We start from the raw sequence: 17,496 nt of genomic DNA, 5'->3' as shown, positions 1-17,496 counted from the left end.
GTTTCGCGGCAGGCAGACGCTTGTCCGCTGAACATGATTCAACGCTGTGCAAGGATTCAATGTGAGCAGAGAGCAACTGGAACAACAGCAGATTCCGATCTATTTCATTGCCGTGATTGTCGCGGCCGTCGGCGGGTTTTTCGCGCCTGTTGCGTCGCAGGTACTGGGCGTGCTGGTGACCCCTGCGATTGCCGTGCTCATGTACGCCATGTTCCTGCAGATCCCGTTTCTGGACCTGCGTCAGGGGCTGGGCAACAGACGTTTCGTGCTCGCGCTGCTGATTGCCAACTTTGTAGTGATTCCGCTGCTGGTCTGGCTACTGACCCGCGTGCTGAGCGAACACACGGCCATTCTGGTGGGGGCCTTGCTGGTGCTGTTGACGCCCTGCATCGATTACGTCGTGGTATTTACGCACCTGGGAAAGGGTGATTCGCGACTTGTCCTGGCGGCCACGCCCTTGCTGCTTCTGCTGCAACTGTTGCTGCTGCCGCTGTACTTGGCACTGATGATGGACAGCGAGTCGTCGGTGGCGATTTCCATCAGCCCGTTCGTCGAGGCGTTTCTGGTGTTGATCGTTCTGCCGTTGGTGCTCGCGGTTCTCACCGCTGCCGGGGTCAGGCGATCATCCATGGCGGCGCGCTGGAACGATGCCTGGGCGTGGATGCCGGTACCGGCGATGGCCGCGGTTCTGGTGGTGGTGATCGGTTCGCAGATGGCGTCGGTGGTGAACAGCCTCGACGAGTTGCTGCCTGTGATTCCGGTGTACCTGGCGTTCATGGTGCTGGCACCGCTGGCGGGTGCGCTGGTGGCAAGAGCCTTCAGGCTGCCTGCAGTCAGCGCCAGGTCGGTGGCCTTCAGTACGTCAACGCGCAACTCGCTGGTGGTACTGCCTTTGGCCCTCGCACTCCCGGAAGGAATCAGGGAACTCGCGGCGGCGGCCGTCATTACCCAGACGCTGATCGAACTGGTGAGCGAATTGATCTACATCCGTGTGATTCCCGCGCTGATCCGCGACGCCGAGCAGGCTGAAACGGTCAGTTGACGCCTCAACGGGACTGAGCCAGTTCTTCGGCAAGCAGTGGCAGCAACTGTTCACAGGGTGCTTCGATCTTCATGTCCAGCAACTCGTCGGCGCGGGTCTTGCCGTGGTTGATGGCGATGATCGGTTTGCCCTGTTCGGCCATTGCCTTGCACAGGCGGAACGCTGACCAGGCCATCAGCGACGTACCGACCACCAGCAAGCCTTCGGCCTGCTCGGCGCTGAGCATGGCTTTCGCGGCAGTGGGCGGGGCGACATTCTCGCCAAAGAACACCACGTCAGGCTTGAGCCGGTTGCCTTGGCAATGCGGGCATGGCGGCACCTTGAAACCGGCCTCGAAAGCAGGGTCCAGCAGGGTGTCGCCATCGGGAGCCTGAACGGCATGCACGCCGAGCAGATAGGGGTTCTGCTCCAGCATCACCTCCTGAATCGCCGCACGGTCGTGACGCTGATGACAATCCAGGCACAGCACCCGGTGCAAGCTGCCATGCAATTCGATCACTTCACGGCTTCCCGCCTGGGTGTGCAAGGCGTCGACGTTCTGGGTGATCAGTCCTGTGATGGCGTAACTGTTCTGCAAGTGTGCCAACGCCTGGTGCGCCGCATTGGGCTGCGCCGCCCGGATTCTCGGCCAGCCCAGCATGGCCCTTGCCCAGTAACGCTGGCGGGCTGCCGGGTTGTTGACGAATTCCTGATACATCATCGGTTGTTTGCCACGCCGAACCCCGTCCTTGTCACGGTAATCGGGGATGCCGGATGCGGTGCTGATACCGGCTCCGGTAATCACCAGAAACGGCCGTTCGGCCATGTGCTGGCCAAGGGTGTCGAGCTGTTCGCGGGCAGGGCTGTCCATCATGTCAAACCTCGTGTGGTCTGCAGATCATGGATGTGACATTACCATCAAGCGTATTGTTCGCAGGGTCGGTAGATCAGCCTGACAGTATGCGGCTGTTGTCCTGCCACGCCATTGCATGCGACCTTTGCCGACTGACACCCAACAAGGAAGCTATGAATGCGCTCGTTCGATTTCAAACAGGTCGATGTCTTCAGTGAACAGCCGCTGCTCGGCAACCCATTGGCTGTGGTGCTCGGTGCTGACGGTCTGAGCGATGAGCAGATGGCGGCCTTCGCCCGCTGGACGAATCTGAGCGAAACCACCTTCCTGCTCAAACCCACCGATCCGCGCGCCGACTATCGCGTGCGCATTTTTACCACGCTCCACGAACTGCCGTTTGCAGGGCACCCGACGCTGGGCAGTTGCCACGCATGGCTTGAGAGCGGCGGCGTTGCGCAGGGTGAGGAAATCGTTCAGGAGTGCGGCGTCGGGCTGATCAGGATTCGTCGTGACGGCCAGCAGTTGGCATTTACTGCGCCGCCCTTGCTGCGCGCCGGCCCGGTAGAGCCCGATCTGGTTGAGCAGGTCCGCGATGGTTTTGGTCTGGAAAAAGGCGCGATTCTGGATGCGCGCTGGGCAGACAACGGTCCGGGCTGGATGGTGCTGAGATTGGCAGATCGTGCCAGCGTGCTTGCGCTGCAGCCGGATAACGCAAAGCTTGATGGACTGAAGATTGGCGTGTTCGCACCCTGGAGTCCAGCAGTGGACGGCGACGAAGCGCAATTTGAAGTGCGCGCGTTCGTGCCGGGAGACGGCATGGCCGAGGATCCTGTCACGGGCAGCCTGAATGCCGGTATTGCATTGTGGGTGCTGGAGGATGGTCTGGCGGCGGACAGCTATGTCGCCAGCCAGGGCGCGGCGTTGGGGCGCAAGGGCAGGGTGCACGTCAAGCGTGTAGGTAATGACGTGTGGGTCGGTGGGGCGACGGTGACCTGTATCGATGGGCGCGTTTCGCTTTGAGGTTTCAGTTCAATTGCGACTTATCGATCAACCCATAAGCCACTGAAAAACGCTATTTTTCTGTGGGAGGCGCCACCACGTCTTCGACGTAACGCTGTCGTGCAGCAAACACGGGCCGTAGGAGCGCGCTTGCCCGCGATTGCGTCAGTTCAGTCGCTGATTTTCTGTCCTTAAGATCCTATCGCGGGCAAGCGCGCTCCTACAAAAATCGCGTTTCTTCAGTAAGTTACAGGTTGCTTGATAAGAGCCGCCTCCCACAAAAAACCTATTCATTCAGTAGGCTGCGCGCCGCTTGAAGAGAAACCCTGCTGCAGCACATGTCGACAAATAGCTTGTTCTCATACCTGGATTCGCAACCTCTCAATCCCGGTGCGCAATTTTCTTGCCGCGTCGGGCGGCGATATCGTTCGCCTGACCATCGCGTTGTTTGCCCGTGCGGGCCTGGGTGATCAGTGCCGGAATCAGAGGACCTTCCGGCAGGTTTTTCCAGAACCGTGACGGGAAATGGCCTTCCATGACTTTGGGATTCAGGCGGGCCGGGTTGAAGATGTGGCTGTAATAGGTCAGCCACAGCTCACCATGCGGGTCGTCGATCTGACGTGCCATGGTCTTCCAGGCTTCCGGGCAGCGGCGCTCGTGGATCAACTGCTTGCCGTCGTAATAGACGCCATCCTGCGGCGTGGCGATCATCCAGCGGTGCTGGCCCATACGGCCGATGAAGTGCTCGCTGGCGCTGTGCAGAATGTCATGGGCCGGTTCGTGCCAGGCCACGTATTCCGGGCGCATCAACTCATCGTCCTGCTCGGGCGCAGGCAATGCCACGAAGCGCAGAAAGGCGTGCAAGTGATGCGCCTCGCGGCGAATCGACTTGAGTCGCCGGTGCAGCTCGCTGCCCAGTTTGTCGCCCGCCATCATCGCCGTACGGTCGCCATGGCTGACGCGCCACAGCACTTCATACAACAGGCTCCAGCGTTGCTCGCCGCGATAGCGCGATGCGCTTTCCAGCAAATGCAGCAGCTCGAGCGGCACGCGTGCCTGGAAGGGGCCTTGCTCTTTCGGGCAGTCCTGATCACTGCCGAACAGATCGGTAGCATCCGGGGATTTCCAGCTGACCTGGCTCGGGTCGATCCCGTGGCTCAACAGCCAGCGCGCCTGCTGCCGCCATGTGTCGAACAGGTCATCGCAATCAAGACAGATCATCCCCATAACCCCATTTGTTGCGGTTGCGGACGGTCACGTAATTGATGATGCAGAAATTCGCTGGTGGTTTCAGCCTGAGGCGGGTGGTAGTCGCTGGTGATGATGAATGGCTTGGCCTTGGCCAGCACACAGCGCATGCGGGTGAGGTCTTCATAGCGGATGCGCCGTTGCCGACGCAGTTCGACCAGTCGCTGGGTGGTGCGAATGCCGATACCGGGCACGCGCGCGATCAATGCAGGGTCGGCATTGTTCAGGTCCAGCGGGAACACCTGGCGGTTACCCAGCGCCCAGGCCAGCTTCGGATCGATGTCCAGCGCCAGATCTCCCGGACCGTTCAACAGTTCGCCCGCCGTGAACCCATAGCCACGCAGCAGAAAGTCAGCCTGATACAGCCGATGCTCGCGCATCAGGGGCGGTGCCGCCAGCGGTACGCTGTTCGGGCTGTTGGGGATCGGGCTGAACGCCGAGTAGTAGACCCGGCGCAGCTTGAAGTTGCTGTAAAGCGACTGCGCACTGTGCAGGATGGTGCTGTCGTCAGTGGCATCGGCCCCGACGATCATCTGTGTGCTTTGTCCGGCCGGTGCAAATTTCGGTGCGCGTGGTTCGTTGCGCACGGTCTGCTCGCCGGTGTAGATCGTCTGCATGGAACGCTTGATCGAGGCGACGTCCTTTTCCGGGGCCAGGGTCTGCAGGCTCGCATCAGTAGGCAGCTCGATGTTCACGCTCAGGCGATCGGCATAGCGACCGGCCTGGGCAATTAAAGCGGGGTCAGCGTCGGGGATGGTCTTGAGGTGGATGTACCCGCGAAACTCGTGCACCTCGCGCAACAGGCGGGCGACCTCCACCAGTTGCTCCATGGTGTAGTCGGCCGAGCGGATGATGCCGGAGCTGAGAAACAGGCCACTCACACAATTGCGACGGTAGAAGTCCAGCGTCAGGGTGACCACTTCTTCAGGCGTGAACCGGGCGCGGGGCACATCGCTGGAACGCCTGTTGACGCAATACTGGCAGTCGTAGAGGCAGAAGTTGGTCAGCAGGATCTTCAGCAGGGATACGCAACGCCCGTCGGGCGTGTAGCTGTGGCAGATGCCCATACCATTGGTTGAGCCGAGCCCGGATTTATCCTGCGAACTGCGCTTGGGTGCTCCGCTGCTTGCGCATGACGCGTCGTACTTGGCGGCGTCCGCCAGAATGCTGAGCTTGTCGATGAGCTGCATGGAATACCCCATTACTGTTTGCATGTACAGTATCGGGTTGCAGGGCAAGACTCAAGCCGGGCGGCATCAAGCAGACCGAAGGTCAGGCGGGGCTGAAAAAACATGACGAATATGAATGTTATTTTATAACGGCAAGATGATGGCTTATGTAATACTGTAACGAATAGTTTCAGGTTGCTTCGTCGTGAAAACACCTCACCCATCGTCTATCGCAAGCTCGGTCCTGGCCCAGTCAGCCTGGAAGCGCATTCTGTTTTCCCTGTCCGTTCTGGCGCTGCTGTGGCTGGCCATCGGCTGGTCGGTGGCCATTCCGTGAGTGCCGCCATCGCGCTGGAAAACCTCACGGTGGCCTATGAGCGTCGGCCTGCCGTTCACCACATCAGTGGCCGTTTCGAAGCCGGGAGCCTGACGGCCATCGTCGGCCCCAATGGCGCAGGCAAGTCCACCTTGATCAAGGCCATCGCCGGAACCATGAAGCCCGCGCAGGGCCGCGTGGATCGCGGCCGTCTGGCAATCCGCACCATCGGCTATCTGCCACAGGCTGCCGAGATCGACCGCAGTTTTCCGCTGAGCGTGGCTGACACTGTGGCGATGGGCGCCTGGCACAGCATCGGGCCGTTTCGCAGCCTGACCCGCAACCATGCCGACCTTACCCGGCAGGCGTTGTTGACGGTCGGTCTGGAAGGCTTCGAAACGCGCAGCATCGGCTCGCTGTCGTCCGGGCAATTCCAGCGGGTGCTGTTCGCCCGACTGCTGCTGCAGGATGCGTCGGTGATTCTGCTCGACGAGCCCTTCACCGCCATCGATGCGCGTACCACACGCGATCTGTTGCAACTGGTGCGGGTCTGGCACGGCCAGGGACGCACCGTGATTGCCGTGTTGCATGACATCGATCAGGTCCGCCAGCATTTCCCGCAGACCCTGCTGATGGCCCGCGAGGCGATTGCCTGGGGTGACACGGCTGAGGTGCTGAGCGTCGCCAACCTTCGCAAGGCCCGCAACATGGCCGAGTACTGGACCGTCGATGAGTCAATGTGCGACGTCGAGGATGAGACGTCATGATGCTTTACAACCTGGTGATCGAGCCTTTCGTCGAGTTCGGTTTCATGCGTCGTGCGCTGGTGGCATGTCTGGCGTTGGGCATCGGTTCCGGACCGGTTGGCGTGTTACTGATGCTCAGACGCATGAGCCTGGTGGGGGATGCGATGAGTCACGCGGTGCTGCCGGGCGCCGCAGTCGGCTTCATGGTCGCAGGGCTTTCTTTGCCCGCGATGGGGTTCGGCGGGCTGATCGCCGGGCTGGCGGTCGCGCTGTTGTCGGGACTGGTCAGCCGCCTGACGGCGCTGCGCGAAGACGCCAGCTTTGCCAGTTTCTACCTGACGTCCTTGGCCGCAGGGGTGTTGATCGTCTCGCTGCATGGCTCCAGTGTCGATCTGCTCCATGTGCTGTTCGGCACCATTCTGGCCATCGACAGCGCCTCTATCTATATGGTCGGCGGCATCGCTTCGTTCACCCTGATTCTGCTCGCCGTGATCTACCGTCCGTTGGTCCTTGAATGCTTCGATCCGGGCTTTCTGCGCGCAGTTGGCGGGCGCGGTTCGCTGTATCACGTCCTGTTTCTGCTGCTGGTGGTGCTGAATCTGGTGGCGGGCTTCCAGGCGCTGGGCACGCTGATGGCGGTCGGCATGATGATGCTGCCAGCCACGGCGGCGCGTTTCTGGGCCAGCTCATTGAGCGCGCTGATGTTGATCTCGACCCTGCTGGCCACGCTGGCGGGCCTCATCGGACTGATCGTTTCCTACCATCTGGGCGTCGCGTCGGGGCCTGCCATCGTCCTGACCGCCAGTGCGTTCTATGTGTTTTCTCTGCTCTTCGGGCGCACGGGCATCCTGCGCCGACTGTTTCCCAAACCTCACCTGGCTCACTGAAAAGGTATGTCATGAAACGACTGATGTTGTTGAGTTCAATGGCCGCGCTGGCGTTGTCTGCCTTTGCATCCATCGCCCAGGCCAAGCCGTTGGAGGCGGTTGCATCGTTTACGGTAATCGCCGATATGGTCAGCACCGTGGGTGGCGATCGTGTGCACGTCACTTCGCTGATCGGCCCCAATGGCGATCCGCATGTCTACGAGCCGACCCCGACCGATGCACAGGCCCTTAAGAACGCTGACCTGACCTTCGTCAGTGGTCTGCATCTGGAAGGCTGGATGGATCGCCTGATCAAGGCGTCGGGCTACAAAGGCCAGCCAGTGGTGCTGTCCGAGGGCATCAAGACCCGCAGCATGGACGAGGACGGCAAACGCATCACCGACCCGCACGCCTGGAACAGTGTCGCCAATGGCGTGATTTACGTGCGTAACGTTGTGGCTGCGCTGAAGAAGGCCGACCCCGAAGGCGCAACGCTGTATCAGGCCAACGGCGACCGTTACATCGTCGAGCTGCAACAGCTTGACCTGTATGCGCGTGATCAGATCAAAGAGATACCCAAAGCCAATCGCAAGATTCTCACCTCGCATGACGCATTTGGTTATTTTGGTGATGCTTACGGCGTGACGTTCCTGTCGCCGCTTGGCCTGTCTACCGAATCGGAAGCGTCAGCGGCGGACGTCTCGAAACTGATTCGGCAGATCAAGGCCGAGCACGTCAGCGCCTATTTCTTCGAAAACTCGGGTGACCCGCGTCTGGTCAAACAGATTGCCGAGGCGAGCGGTGCGCAGCCAGGTGGCGAGTTGTATGTCGAAGCCTTGTCACCGCCGGACGGTCCTGCTTCCACGTACGTGAAGATGTTTCGTTACAACGTCGACACGCTGGTAGCCGCGATGAAGAAGCATCAGTAATCCATATCGATGTTCAGCGGGGTGTAGCGGGTCGACGATATCCAGTCGCCGTACACCTCCGCCAGGGTCAGGTAGTCGGCGAACAGTCCGCGCCCATTGACCTTCTCTGCAGCCAGCCCTGCAGTCTTCAGTCGGGTGTCCTCAACGGCGCCTGCCGGTGGAATCACCCAGAACGCACTGAACCCTTCGGCGGTAATGCCTTCGGTCCTGATCGTGTCGATGAAATCGTCCTGCGACAGCCATTCCAGCGCTGCGTTGTAATGGCTGACAACGGCATGAAGGGGAAAGGGGTGTTGCGGTATTGCCCTGTCGGCGAAGACCAGACCTGAAAGGTAGTGGGCAAGGGCGGGCAAGCGATAAAGGTCAATCTGAGCAGACATAGTGTCATCCTCGATTTTCTGAGGGTGGGGGGCTGTCGTACTCCTTTAATTACGCGACGTGTTGAGCATAACGCGCAGCCCTCGTTCTACAAGCGCTGCGCGACAGGCTGTGTCAGTTATTCAGGAATTTGAAGACGGTGGTCTGGGTGTAGGCCTTGCCTGGATCAAGTCGGGTACTCGGGAATTTTGGCTGGTTGGGCGCGTCGGGGTAGTGCTGGGTTTCCAGTGTGAACGCGCCCCAGTGCGGGTACACCTTGCCGCCCTTGCCGTGGATGCTGCCATCCAGGAAGTTGCCGGTATAGAGCTGCACGCCGGGCTCGGTAGTGAATAGCTGCAGCTTGCGGCCCGACTGCGGATCGCTGACTTCAGCCGCCAGTTTCTTCACGTCACCCTTGGTATCGAGCACCCAGTTGAAGTCAAAGCCACCCTGTTTGGGTTCGGCGTATTTCAGCTGCTGATGATCGTCCTTGATGTGCTGACCAAAGGCGGTGGGTTTGAGAAAGTCCATCGGGGTGCCTTTCACGGCAGGCAATTCGCCAGTCGGGATCAGCTTATCGTTGACCGGGGTGTAGTGCGAAGCGTGCAGGGTGGCGACCTGCTTGAGAATATCGCCGCTGCCCGCACCTGCCAGGTTGAAGTAACTGTGGTTGGTCAGGTTCAGCACCGTGGGCTTGTCGGTGGTCGCGCGGTAGTCGATCTTCAGCTCGTTTTTCTCGTTCAGGCTGTAAGTGACTACGGTGGTCAGCGTACCAGGGAAACCCATTTCCCCGTCGGGTGAGACGTAGGTCAGTTTCACGCCGACAGAATCACCGGTCTTCGTGTCTTCGGCTTTCCAGAGTCGCTTGTCGAAACCCTGATTGCCGCCATGCAACGCGTTGGTCTTGTCGTTGAGCGGCACCTGGTAGGTTTTGCCGTCCAGCGTGAATTTGCCGCCTGCGAGACGATTGCCGAAACGACCAATGGTGGCACCAAAGTAAACCGTGCCGTTGTTCTGATAGCCCTGCACATCGTCGAAGCCCAGCACAATGTCTTCCACTTTGCCGGCCTTGTCAGGAACCATCAGCGATTGGAGGGTGGCGCCATAGGTGATGACGCTGGCTTCGATGCCGTGGCTGTTGCGCAGGGTGTATTTTTCGACGGCGGTGCCATCGGGCAATTGGCCGAAGCTGCTGTGTTCGCTGGACAGCGTTGCGGCGTGCGCGGTCAACGTGCTGATCATGAGAGACAGTCCAAGGGTGCTGAGAAGAGCATGCTTTTTCATCTGATCTACCCGCTTTTATTTTTATTGGTAAGACTATTTGATCGGATTTTTATCCGATGGGAGGATTTATAGCCCAAAAAATGCTGCTTGAAAAATTAATTGTAATACTATTTAGTAATGCAGGTGTTGCGCTGGCCATGTGGACCGCTGTGGTTCATTTGACAGTCATTGGTATGATGATTAGCCTCGGGCCGAACAGAATGCGACATGAGGCATCAGGACATGAGCAGTAATTTCCACGCATCGACCGTGGATTGGCTGGGTGCCTGGATTGCTGCAGGCAACGTCCCGCCGGGTCAGACCCTGAAGGTGGAAGCGGCGCTGTGTGAAGAATTGGGCGTCAGTCGCACGGTATTGCGTGAGGCGATCAAGACGCTGGTGGCCAAAGGGTTGCTGGAAGTCGGTCCCAAGGTGGGCACACGTGTACTGCCGTTGCGTTCCTGGAACCTGTTCGACCCTCAGGTCGTCGGCTGGCTGGCACGCAAGGGCCTTCCGGAAGCTTTCGTGAAGGACCTGCTGGACTTGCGCAGAACCATCGAGCCGATGGCCGTACGCTGGGCGTGCGACCGGGCCACAGCGCAACAGATTGAAGAGATTCGCGAAGCGTACCGGTTGCTGGAAGCATCGGTGACTGACAAGGGTGATTACAACCTGGCTGATCGACATTTTCACGAGGTCGTATTGGCAGCCAGTCACAATCGCTTCATTGAACAGATGCTGCCTGCGCTGGGTGCTTTACTGGCCGTATCGTTCGAGGTTACCTCGGGCATGCCGGGCCAGTTGGGCAAGACCCTTCCGCTGCACAGGGACCTGGCTGAAGCCATTGCTACACGTGATTCCGGGCGGGGCGTATGGGCCTGCATGAGTCTGATAGAGCAGGCGGCAGAGGTGATCGACACCTACTTTCTGCGGCAGAAGGGAGCATCCGGCGCGGCACCTTGAGCACTGGATATGCGCGTGAACGAATGAATGCTGCATCACACTGAAAAGTACCTTTTACAACAATAACAAAGGACATTTTCATGAACTGGCTGCCCGTCTCCGAGCACCGATTCACGCTGGGCGAAGGCTCCTTCTGGGACGTCGAACAGCAGGCCCTGTACTGGGTCGACATCTCGGGCTTTCTCGCCTGCAGACTCCTTGACGGCGAGTACCGCCAATGGCGCATGCCCGAGCCGGTTTCCGCCTTTATCCCCACCCAAAGGGGCGATGCACTGGTGACACTGGCCAGCGGCATCTACCGACTGGACCTGAATTCGACCAAAACATCACTCTCGCTGTTCTGCGTCGCCGATCCGGTTTCCGGCAACCGTGCCAACGAATCGCGCTGCGATGCGCAAGGCCGCCTCTGGCTGGGCAGCATGCAGAACAACATCGACGCTGAAGGCGGGGACGTGCCGTTGGTACGCCGCTCGGGCGGGCTGTTCCGAATAGATCCCGATGCGAGCGTCACGCGTTTGCTGGACCGGCAGGGCATCGTCAACACCCTGCTGTGGAACGCCTCGGCTGACGTGCTGTACAGCGCCGACACGCTGGATGAAGTCATCTATCAATACCCGATTCTGCCGGACGGCAGCCTTGGACCGCGCAAGGTCTGGGCGGCCGAGCACTCGCGCGGCTCGCCCGATGGTTCGGCGATGGACGCCGAAGGCTACGTTTGGAATGCCCGTTGGGGCGGCAGCTGTCTGATTCGATTCGCACCGGACGGCAGCGTCGATCGAGTGATTGACCTGCCGGTCAGCCATCCCACCAGTTGTGTGTTTGGTGGGCCTGAACTCAAAACCCTCTACGTCACCAGCGCTGCGCCTGCGGATGCAAAGGGTGAATGTGATGGTGCGGTGCTGATGGCTGACGTAGGCATTCGGGGGCTCGAATGCACCCGGTTTGCCGGTTGATGAAGGTCGTTGAACGGTTACGTCACGTATCGCTTCCGAGTCTGGCAGTGATGGAGTGACATTCGGTTACATTGCGGTCAATCATAATATGGTATGACTATTGAACCGGTTTTCAGATGTCTGCGCATCCGGGAATCGCCACCTTGCTGAACGCTGTAGCTATTCAATAAAAATAAGGAGTTAGCTATGTTGAGTCGTCACGGGATTCGTTCCCTGTGCTGTGCCGCTGTCACCACCGCCATCATGGGCATGAGTGGCATCACCTCTGCTGCCGACGAAGTCAAGATCGGTTTCCTCGTCAAGCAGGCCGAAGAACCCTGGTTCCAGACCGAATGGGCCTTTGCCGAAAAAGCAGGCAAGGAACACGGTTTCACCGTGCTCAAGATTGCCGTGCCCGACGGTGAGAAAACCCTTGCCGCGATCGACAACCTTGCCGCCAACGGTGCCAAGGGCTTCGTGATCTGCCCACCTGACGTTTCCCTCGGCCCTGCCATCGTAGCCAAGGCCAAGGCGCTGGGCCTGAAAGTCATGGCCGTCGATGACCGCTTCGTCGATGCCAATGGCAAATTCATGGAAGACGTGCCGTACCTGGGCATGGCTGCTTTCGAAGTTGGTCAGAAGCAAGGTGCCGCCATGGCCACCGAAGCCAAGAATCGCAAGTGGGATGACAACGAGTGGAAGGGCACTTACGCGATCATCAACACGTACAACGAGCTGGATACGGGCAAGAAGCGCACCGACGGTTCTGTCGATGCACTGAAAAAAGCCGGACTGCCTGAAAAGAATATTCTCTTCACTGCACAGAAAACCCTCGATGTGCCTGGCAGCATGGACGCCACCAACTCCGCGCTGCCCAAACTGCCGGGTGATGCCAAGAATCTGATCATCGGCGGCATGAACGACAACACCGTACTGGGTGGCGTACGTGCCACGGCCAGCAACGGCTTCAGCGCGGACAACGTAATTGGCATCGGCATCAACGGTACTGACGCCATTGACGAGCTGAAGAAAAAGAAAAGCGGCTTCTTCGGTTCGATGCTGCCCAGCCCTGACAAGGAAGGCTACAACACCGCCAAGTACATGTATGAGTGGATCAAAAACGGCAAAGAGCCGCCCAAGTACACCGCCATGGACGACGTGACACTGATCACCCGCGCCAACTTCCAGGAAGAACTGACCAAGATCGGTTTGTGGAAGTGAGCTGAACGGGGGGCCTGAAACAGGCCCCTCAATTGCGCGAGGAGGTGGGTGTCATGCAACAGGCTATCAAAACGAATACCACAACAGGTGCCCTGCGCTTCAACGGCATCGGCAAGGTGTTCCCCGGCGTGAAAGCGCTGTCGGACATCAGCTTCGAAGCGCGCCCCGGCAGCGTTCACGCGCTGATGGGCGAAAATGGCGCGGGCAAGTCCACGCTGCTCAAGATTCTGGGCGGCTCTTACCAGCCGAACAGCGGCACCCTGCAGATCGGCGACCAGACTCACCAATTCAAATCCACGGCCGACAGCATCGCGGCGGGCGTGGCAGTGATTCACCAGGAACTGCATCTGGTGCCGGAAATGACGGTTGCCGAAAACCTGCTGTTGGGCCATATGCCCAGCCGCTTCGGCCTGATCAATCGCGGTGCCATGCGGCGCCGGGCTGCAGAATTGCTCAAAGGACTGGCTGACGAGATCGACCCGGGCACGCGCCTTGGTGATTTGTCACTCGGTCAGCGGCAGTTGGTGGAAATCGCCAAGGCCATGTCGCGCAACGCTCATGTGATCGCCTTCGACGAACCGACCAGCAGCCTGTCGGCACGCGAAATCGACCGTTTGATGGCAATCATCGTCCGCTTGCGTGACGAGGGGCGAGTGATTCTTTATGTGTCGCACCGCATGGAGGAAATCTTCCGCGTCTGCGATGCTGTGACGGTTTTCAAGGACGGACGCTTCGTGCGTACCTTCGAACAAATGGCTGACCTGGACCACGATCGTCTGGTGACCTGCATGGTCGGGCGCGATATTCAGGACATCTACAATTATCGTCCACGTCAGCATCAGGGGCCGAGCCTGCGGGTCACCGGTCTCATGGGGCCGGGTCTTCAGGAGCCGGTCAGCTTTGCGGTCGAGAAGGGCGAAGTACTGGGTTTCTTTGGTCTGGTCGGTGCCGGTCGTACCGAACTGTTTCGCCTGCTGTCCGGGTTGACCCGCAGCACTGCCGGTTCGCTGCAGCTGGACGGCAAGCCTCTGACCCTCAAGTCGCCGCGTGATGCCATCGCTGCAGGCATTCTGCTCTGCCCGGAAGACCGCAAGAAAGAAGGCATCGTGCCGCTGTCCAGCGTCGCTGAAAACATCAACATCGGTGCCCGTCCACGGCACGTCAGCCTGGGCTGCCTGATCCAGGGCCGTTGGGAGCGTGACAACGCGAAAGGCCAGATTCAGGCCATGAACGTCAAGACGCCTTCGCCCGAACAGCAAATCATGTACCTCTCCGGCGGCAACCAGCAGAAAGCCATTCTGGGCCGCTGGCTGTCGATGCCGATGAAGGTGCTGCTGCTGGACGAACCGACCCGCGGCATCGACATCGGTGCCAAGTCCGAGATTTACCAGATCATTCACAACCTCGCGGCCGATGGCATTGCCGTGATCGTGGTGTCCAGTGACCTGATGGAAGTGATGGGTATTTCCGACCGAATTCTGGTGATGAGCGAAGGTGCCATTACCGGTGAACTGAACCGCGACGAGGCTGAAGAGTCGCGACTCCTGCAACTGGCTCTGCCACGCACGCGCGGCTGAACAACTGGTCCCTGACCATGAACAATAAAAAAGAGGTGCGTATGTCTACCGAATCCAGCCTGCGGGCTCCCCGTCAGGGCTTGAACCTGCGCCGTTTTGCCGATGAGTGGGTCATGCTGCTGGCCGCCGTGGGCATCTTCCTGCTCTGCGCAGTGTTCATCGACAACTTCATATCACCCTTGAACATGCGCGGCCTGGGCCTGGCGATTTCCACCGTGGGCATCGCCGCCTGCACCATGCTCTATTGCCTGGCGTCCGGTCACTTCGACCTGTCGATCGGCTCAGTGCTGGCCTGCTCCGGCGTCATCGCCGGGATCGTGATCCGCGACACCGACAGCGTGTTTCTGGGCGTGTCGGCTGCTCTGGCGATGGGCCTCGTGGTAGGGCTGATCAACGGCATCGTGATCGCCAAGCTCAGGATCAACGCCCTGATTGCCACGCTGGCGACCATGCAGATCGTGCGCGGTCTGGCGTACATCTTCTCCAACGGCAAGGCGGTCGGTGTATCCAACGAAGATTTCTTCGTGTTCGGTAACGGCCAGCTGTACGGCGTGCCGGTGCCGATCCTGATCACCATCGTCTGCTTCATCTTCTTCGGCTGGCTGCTCAACTACACCACCTACGGGCGCAACACCATGGCCATCGGTGGCAATCAGGAAGCGGCGCTGCTGGCGGGTGTGCACGTTGACCGCACCAAGATCATCATCTTCGCCGTACACGGCCTGATTGGCGCGCTGGCGGGCGTCGTACTGGCCTCGCGTATGACCTCGGGCCAGCCTATGGTCGGGCAGGGCTTCGAACTGACGGTCATCTCGGCCTGCGTACTGGGCGGTGTCTCGCTCAGCGGCGGCATCGGCATGATCCGTCACGTGATTGCGGGTGTGCTGATTCTGGCGATCATCGAAAACGCGATGAACCTGAAGAACATCGACACCTTCTACCAGTACGTGATTCGCGGCACCATCCTGCTGCTGGCGGTGATCATCGACCGCATGAAACGTCGCTGACTGTCACACGTCGACAGCCCGCCTGCTTATGATCATTCCCACGCTCTGCGTGGGAATGCCTCTCAGGACGCTCCGCGTCCGCTCTTGAATGTGGCGCAGATGCGCGCCCTGGCTCCAGCGTTATCCACGTCATGCGCTTGGCTCACTGAATCCACAGTCTGTACCATTTGTGACGCGGAGCGATGGGCACGATCAGTGTCGAGGCTGAATTGTGTATAACAATGAGAGGATCAGGCGGGCCTTGATCCGGTAAAGCCCATCTCCTGCCTCCCGTTGAATATTCCCTATCGACGTCTCGCTATATTCCCGAGCGACAACTAAGATCCATGCCACATGCTGCTCTCCCGTCACGGCAGTTCATGGCAGATGCGTTGTTTTGGATGTCCAGCGGGCAGTCGTCTCACTGTTTCGGATGTCTATCGCAGGGAAGCTATCTGTTGCCTCAACAGTGCTGGCTACATCGCTGGATGCGTTATGTCGATGCCTGATGTTTCCGCGCAACGTCATTCAACAGTCAAAACACTGGTTGTGTGTTTCGTTGTAAGTGTGATCGTTTCGATTCTCTCCGTATTCGTCTGGGTGACTTGGCAAAGCTACGACCAGCACATTCGTGAAGGTGAGGGCAATGTCGCCAACCTGGCGCGAGCCGCCGCACAGCATGCTGAAGACGCGGTCAGGGAAATCGATGCGGTTTCAGCCGGTGTGCTCGAGCGGATCGAGTGGTATGGGATCGATTCCATGGACAAGGAGCGGCTGCGCACTGTCTTCAAGAAGCGCTCGGACCTGATGCCGCAGATTCATGGCTTCTTCGTGTACGACAAGGATGGAAACTGGCTGCTTACCGACAAGGATTCGATTCCTGCGTCAGCCAACAACGCGGACCGGGATTATTTCACCTACCACAGGGCCCATCCTGGCGACCGGGAGATGCATGTCAGTAAGGTCGTCAAGAGTCGCTCGACCGGTGATTATGTCGTGCCTCTTTCCAGACGAATCAATAACCCCGACGGCAGTTTTGCCGGCGTATTTCTGGTCACGATGTCCATTGAGTACTTCAACCAGTATTACGCGGGCTTTCATCTGGACGACAACGGCATTTTCCTGATATCCCTCAACGACGGCACGGTGCTTACCCGCAGGCCTTTTTTCGAGAGCGTGATCGGAAGCAGCGTCGCCAAGGGCAATGTATTCAAGGACCACCTGCCGTATGCCAAATCAGGCGTCGCGCACGTCAGATCGGTGATCGATAACATTGAAAGGATCAACGGCTACGTCAGTCTCGATGATTATCCGCTCGTGCTTCAGGCCGGTATGTCGAAGGGCGGGATTCTGGCCCCTTGGTACCATCAGCTCTACACATCGTCGCTGTTTGTCGGGCTCGTTATCATCGGACTTATGGTATTTGCGTACATTCTCATGCGGCAGATCAGGATCGGCCACGCCCTGCAAACGCAGCTGGAAAGTACTCAGGTCATCCTGCAAAAAATGGCGGCTGAAGACAGTCTGACCGGACTGCTCAACCGAAGAAGCCTGGATGAGCTGCTGCCACTTGAGCTTGAGCGCGCAGAGAAGGCCAGAACCCGAATCAGCCTGCTCATGCTGGATATCGATCACTTCAAATCCTACAACGATCTTTATGGGCATCCTGCGGGTGATGCCTGCATCAAGGCGGTTGCGGGTGCCCTGCAGGCGGCGGTCCGGCGACCGCAGGATCTGGCGGTTCGTTATGGCGGGGAAGAGTTCACCGCTCTGCTGCCCAACACTGACCGCGAGGGTGCCATGCGCATCGCCCAGGAAATTCGCACACAGCTGGAGTCGCTTCACATCGAGCACGCGGGAAACACGACGGGAGCGGTTACTGTCAGCATCGGCGCCATGACGGTAGACAACGCAGCCGGCATGACGCCGCAGGCCATGCTCAAGTCCGCCGATAATGCACTCTACGAAGCCAAACATCTCGGTCGTAATCAGGTGCGCTTCGCGACCACCTTTGATACGTCCGGCACCGACGCCTTGGCATGAGTCCGGA

At 59.2% G+C, this 17,496-nt stretch carries 17 protein-coding genes; 12 read left to right on the top strand and 5 right to left on the bottom strand.

The features are described from left to right. Positions 1 to 61: 61 nt before the first annotated feature. Positions 62 to 1,042 (top strand): arsenic resistance protein, encoded by a 981-nt coding sequence (locus AC0IXS_RS02300; RefSeq protein WP_471823639.1) that lies wholly within the window; start codon positions 62 to 64, stop codon positions 1,040 to 1,042. Positions 1,043 to 1,046: 4 nt separating this feature from the next. Here the strand turns inward: AC0IXS_RS02300 and AC0IXS_RS02295 are convergent, their stop codons facing one another. Next, the gene (locus AC0IXS_RS02295; RefSeq protein ID WP_471823637.1) at positions 1,047 to 1,895 is read right to left on the bottom strand and encodes an NAD-dependent protein deacetylase; all 849 of its coding nucleotides are present in this window, start codon (positions 1,893 to 1,895) and stop codon (positions 1,047 to 1,049) included. Between the two features lie 156 nt (positions 1,896 to 2,051). Here AC0IXS_RS02295 and AC0IXS_RS02290 point away from each other — a divergent pair, with 156 nt between their 5' ends. Continuing rightward, positions 2,052 to 2,894, top strand: coding sequence for a PhzF family phenazine biosynthesis protein (locus AC0IXS_RS02290; protein ID WP_057408365.1), 843 nt, complete (start codon positions 2,052 to 2,054; stop codon positions 2,892 to 2,894). Between the two features lie 360 nt (positions 2,895 to 3,254). Here the strand turns inward: AC0IXS_RS02290 and AC0IXS_RS02285 are convergent, their stop codons facing one another. Next, entirely contained in the window at positions 3,255 to 4,100 is an 846-nt protein-coding gene (locus AC0IXS_RS02285; RefSeq protein WP_449122168.1) for a TIGR03915 family putative DNA repair protein, read from the bottom strand. Beyond that, on the bottom strand, positions 4,091 to 5,311 hold the full coding sequence (locus AC0IXS_RS02280) for a putative DNA modification/repair radical SAM protein (protein ID WP_004882143.1): 1,221 nt from the start codon (positions 5,309 to 5,311) through the stop codon (positions 4,091 to 4,093). Before AC0IXS_RS02280 ends, AC0IXS_RS02285 begins: the two co-directional genes overlap by 10 nt. A 184-nt stretch (positions 5,312 to 5,495) precedes the next feature. Here AC0IXS_RS02280 and AC0IXS_RS02275 point away from each other — a divergent pair, with 184 nt between their 5' ends. Genes AC0IXS_RS02275 through AC0IXS_RS02260 form a run of 4 tightly spaced genes read left to right on the top strand, consistent with a single transcriptional unit; the run spans position 5,496 to position 8,147 of the window. Next, positions 5,496 to 5,627: a hypothetical protein gene (locus tag AC0IXS_RS02275; RefSeq protein WP_257013868.1), complete on the top strand. Its 132-nt coding sequence runs from the start codon at positions 5,496 to 5,498 to the stop codon at positions 5,625 to 5,627. Beyond that, positions 5,624 to 6,373 carry a metal ABC transporter ATP-binding protein gene (locus tag AC0IXS_RS02270; protein WP_057408376.1) on the top strand — a complete coding sequence of 250 codons (750 nt, stop codon included), beginning with the start codon at positions 5,624 to 5,626 and terminating at the stop codon, positions 6,371 to 6,373. The genes AC0IXS_RS02275 and AC0IXS_RS02270 overlap by 4 nt, the downstream gene beginning before the upstream one ends. Continuing rightward, entirely contained in the window at positions 6,370 to 7,239 is an 870-nt protein-coding gene (locus AC0IXS_RS02265; protein ID WP_025994007.1) for a metal ABC transporter permease, read from the top strand. The genes AC0IXS_RS02270 and AC0IXS_RS02265 overlap by 4 nt, the downstream gene beginning before the upstream one ends. A gap of 11 nt (positions 7,240 to 7,250) precedes the next feature. Further along, positions 7,251 to 8,147: a metal ABC transporter substrate-binding protein gene (locus AC0IXS_RS02260; RefSeq protein ID WP_057408366.1), complete on the top strand. Its 897-nt coding sequence runs from the start codon at positions 7,251 to 7,253 to the stop codon at positions 8,145 to 8,147. Here AC0IXS_RS02260 and AC0IXS_RS02255 read toward each other — a convergent pair. Beyond that, positions 8,141 to 8,527, bottom strand: coding sequence for a hypothetical protein (locus AC0IXS_RS02255; protein WP_449116889.1), 387 nt, complete (start codon positions 8,525 to 8,527; stop codon positions 8,141 to 8,143). The genes AC0IXS_RS02260 and AC0IXS_RS02255 overlap by 7 nt on opposite strands. A gap of 112 nt (positions 8,528 to 8,639) precedes the next feature. Then, positions 8,640 to 9,788: an aldose epimerase family protein gene (locus AC0IXS_RS02250; RefSeq protein WP_025994009.1), complete on the bottom strand. Its 1,149-nt coding sequence runs from the start codon at positions 9,786 to 9,788 to the stop codon at positions 8,640 to 8,642. A gap of 222 nt (positions 9,789 to 10,010) precedes the next feature. On the opposite strand from AC0IXS_RS02250, the gene AC0IXS_RS02245 reads away from it, so the two are divergent. The 6 genes from AC0IXS_RS02245 (at position 10,011) to AC0IXS_RS02220 (ending at position 17,489) form a co-directional block, all read left to right on the top strand. Further along, on the top strand, positions 10,011 to 10,730 hold the full coding sequence (locus tag AC0IXS_RS02245) for a FadR/GntR family transcriptional regulator (RefSeq protein WP_137202001.1): 720 nt from the start codon (positions 10,011 to 10,013) through the stop codon (positions 10,728 to 10,730). An 80-nt stretch (positions 10,731 to 10,810) separates the two neighbouring features. Beyond that, positions 10,811 to 11,683 (top strand): SMP-30/gluconolactonase/LRE family protein, encoded by an 873-nt coding sequence (locus tag AC0IXS_RS02240; RefSeq protein WP_471823631.1) that lies wholly within the window; start codon positions 10,811 to 10,813, stop codon positions 11,681 to 11,683. Between the two features lie 186 nt (positions 11,684 to 11,869). Beyond that, the gene (locus AC0IXS_RS02235; RefSeq protein WP_057408371.1) at positions 11,870 to 12,883 is read left to right on the top strand and encodes a substrate-binding domain-containing protein; all 1,014 of its coding nucleotides are present in this window, start codon (positions 11,870 to 11,872) and stop codon (positions 12,881 to 12,883) included. A gap of 53 nt (positions 12,884 to 12,936) precedes the next feature. Beyond that, positions 12,937 to 14,460, top strand: coding sequence for an L-arabinose ABC transporter ATP-binding protein AraG (gene araG, locus AC0IXS_RS02230; protein WP_029241600.1), 1,524 nt, complete (start codon positions 12,937 to 12,939; stop codon positions 14,458 to 14,460). A 41-nt stretch (positions 14,461 to 14,501) separates the two neighbouring features. Next, positions 14,502 to 15,467, top strand: a complete 966-nt coding sequence (gene araH, locus AC0IXS_RS02225; protein ID WP_471823628.1) for an L-arabinose ABC transporter permease AraH — start codon at positions 14,502 to 14,504, stop codon at positions 15,465 to 15,467. Between the two features lie 333 nt (positions 15,468 to 15,800). Next, on the top strand, positions 15,801 to 17,489 hold the full coding sequence (locus AC0IXS_RS02220) for a sensor domain-containing diguanylate cyclase (RefSeq protein WP_471823626.1): 1,689 nt from the start codon (positions 15,801 to 15,803) through the stop codon (positions 17,487 to 17,489). Positions 17,490 to 17,496 lie beyond the last annotated feature (7 nt).

It is taken from the genome of Pseudomonas sp. AC016 (genome assembly GCF_979253365.1).
Note: the sequence above shows the minus strand (reverse complement) of the source record. Positions and strands in the feature narration are given on the sequence as shown.

Coding starts and splice junctions, on each gene's coding strand:
- AC0IXS_RS02220 (WP_471823626.1), top strand. CDS start 15,801: ATGCTGCTCTCCCGTCACGGCAGTTCATGGCAGATGCGTTGTTTTGGA.
- AC0IXS_RS02260 (WP_057408366.1), top strand. CDS start 7,251: ATGAAACGACTGATGTTGTTGAGTTCAATGGCCGCGCTGGCGTTGTCT.
- AC0IXS_RS02235 (WP_057408371.1), top strand. CDS start 11,870: ATGTTGAGTCGTCACGGGATTCGTTCCCTGTGCTGTGCCGCTGTCACC.
- AC0IXS_RS02280 (WP_004882143.1), bottom strand. CDS start 5,311: ATGCAGCTCATCGACAAGCTCAGCATTCTGGCGGACGCCGCCAAGTAC.
- AC0IXS_RS02250 (WP_025994009.1), bottom strand. CDS start 9,788: ATGAAAAAGCATGCTCTTCTCAGCACCCTTGGACTGTCTCTCATGATC.
- AC0IXS_RS02255 (WP_449116889.1), bottom strand. CDS start 8,527: ATGTCTGCTCAGATTGACCTTTATCGCTTGCCCGCCCTTGCCCACTAC.
- AC0IXS_RS02290 (WP_057408365.1), top strand. CDS start 2,052: ATGCGCTCGTTCGATTTCAAACAGGTCGATGTCTTCAGTGAACAGCCG.
- AC0IXS_RS02265 (WP_025994007.1), top strand. CDS start 6,370: ATGATGCTTTACAACCTGGTGATCGAGCCTTTCGTCGAGTTCGGTTTC.
- araH (WP_471823628.1), top strand. CDS start 14,502: ATGTCTACCGAATCCAGCCTGCGGGCTCCCCGTCAGGGCTTGAACCTG.
- AC0IXS_RS02240 (WP_471823631.1), top strand. CDS start 10,811: ATGAACTGGCTGCCCGTCTCCGAGCACCGATTCACGCTGGGCGAAGGC.
- AC0IXS_RS02295 (WP_471823637.1), bottom strand. CDS start 1,895: ATGATGGACAGCCCTGCCCGCGAACAGCTCGACACCCTTGGCCAGCAC.
- AC0IXS_RS02285 (WP_449122168.1), bottom strand. CDS start 4,100: ATGGGGATGATCTGTCTTGATTGCGATGACCTGTTCGACACATGGCGG.
- araG (WP_029241600.1), top strand. CDS start 12,937: ATGCAACAGGCTATCAAAACGAATACCACAACAGGTGCCCTGCGCTTC.
- AC0IXS_RS02245 (WP_137202001.1), top strand. CDS start 10,011: ATGAGCAGTAATTTCCACGCATCGACCGTGGATTGGCTGGGTGCCTGG.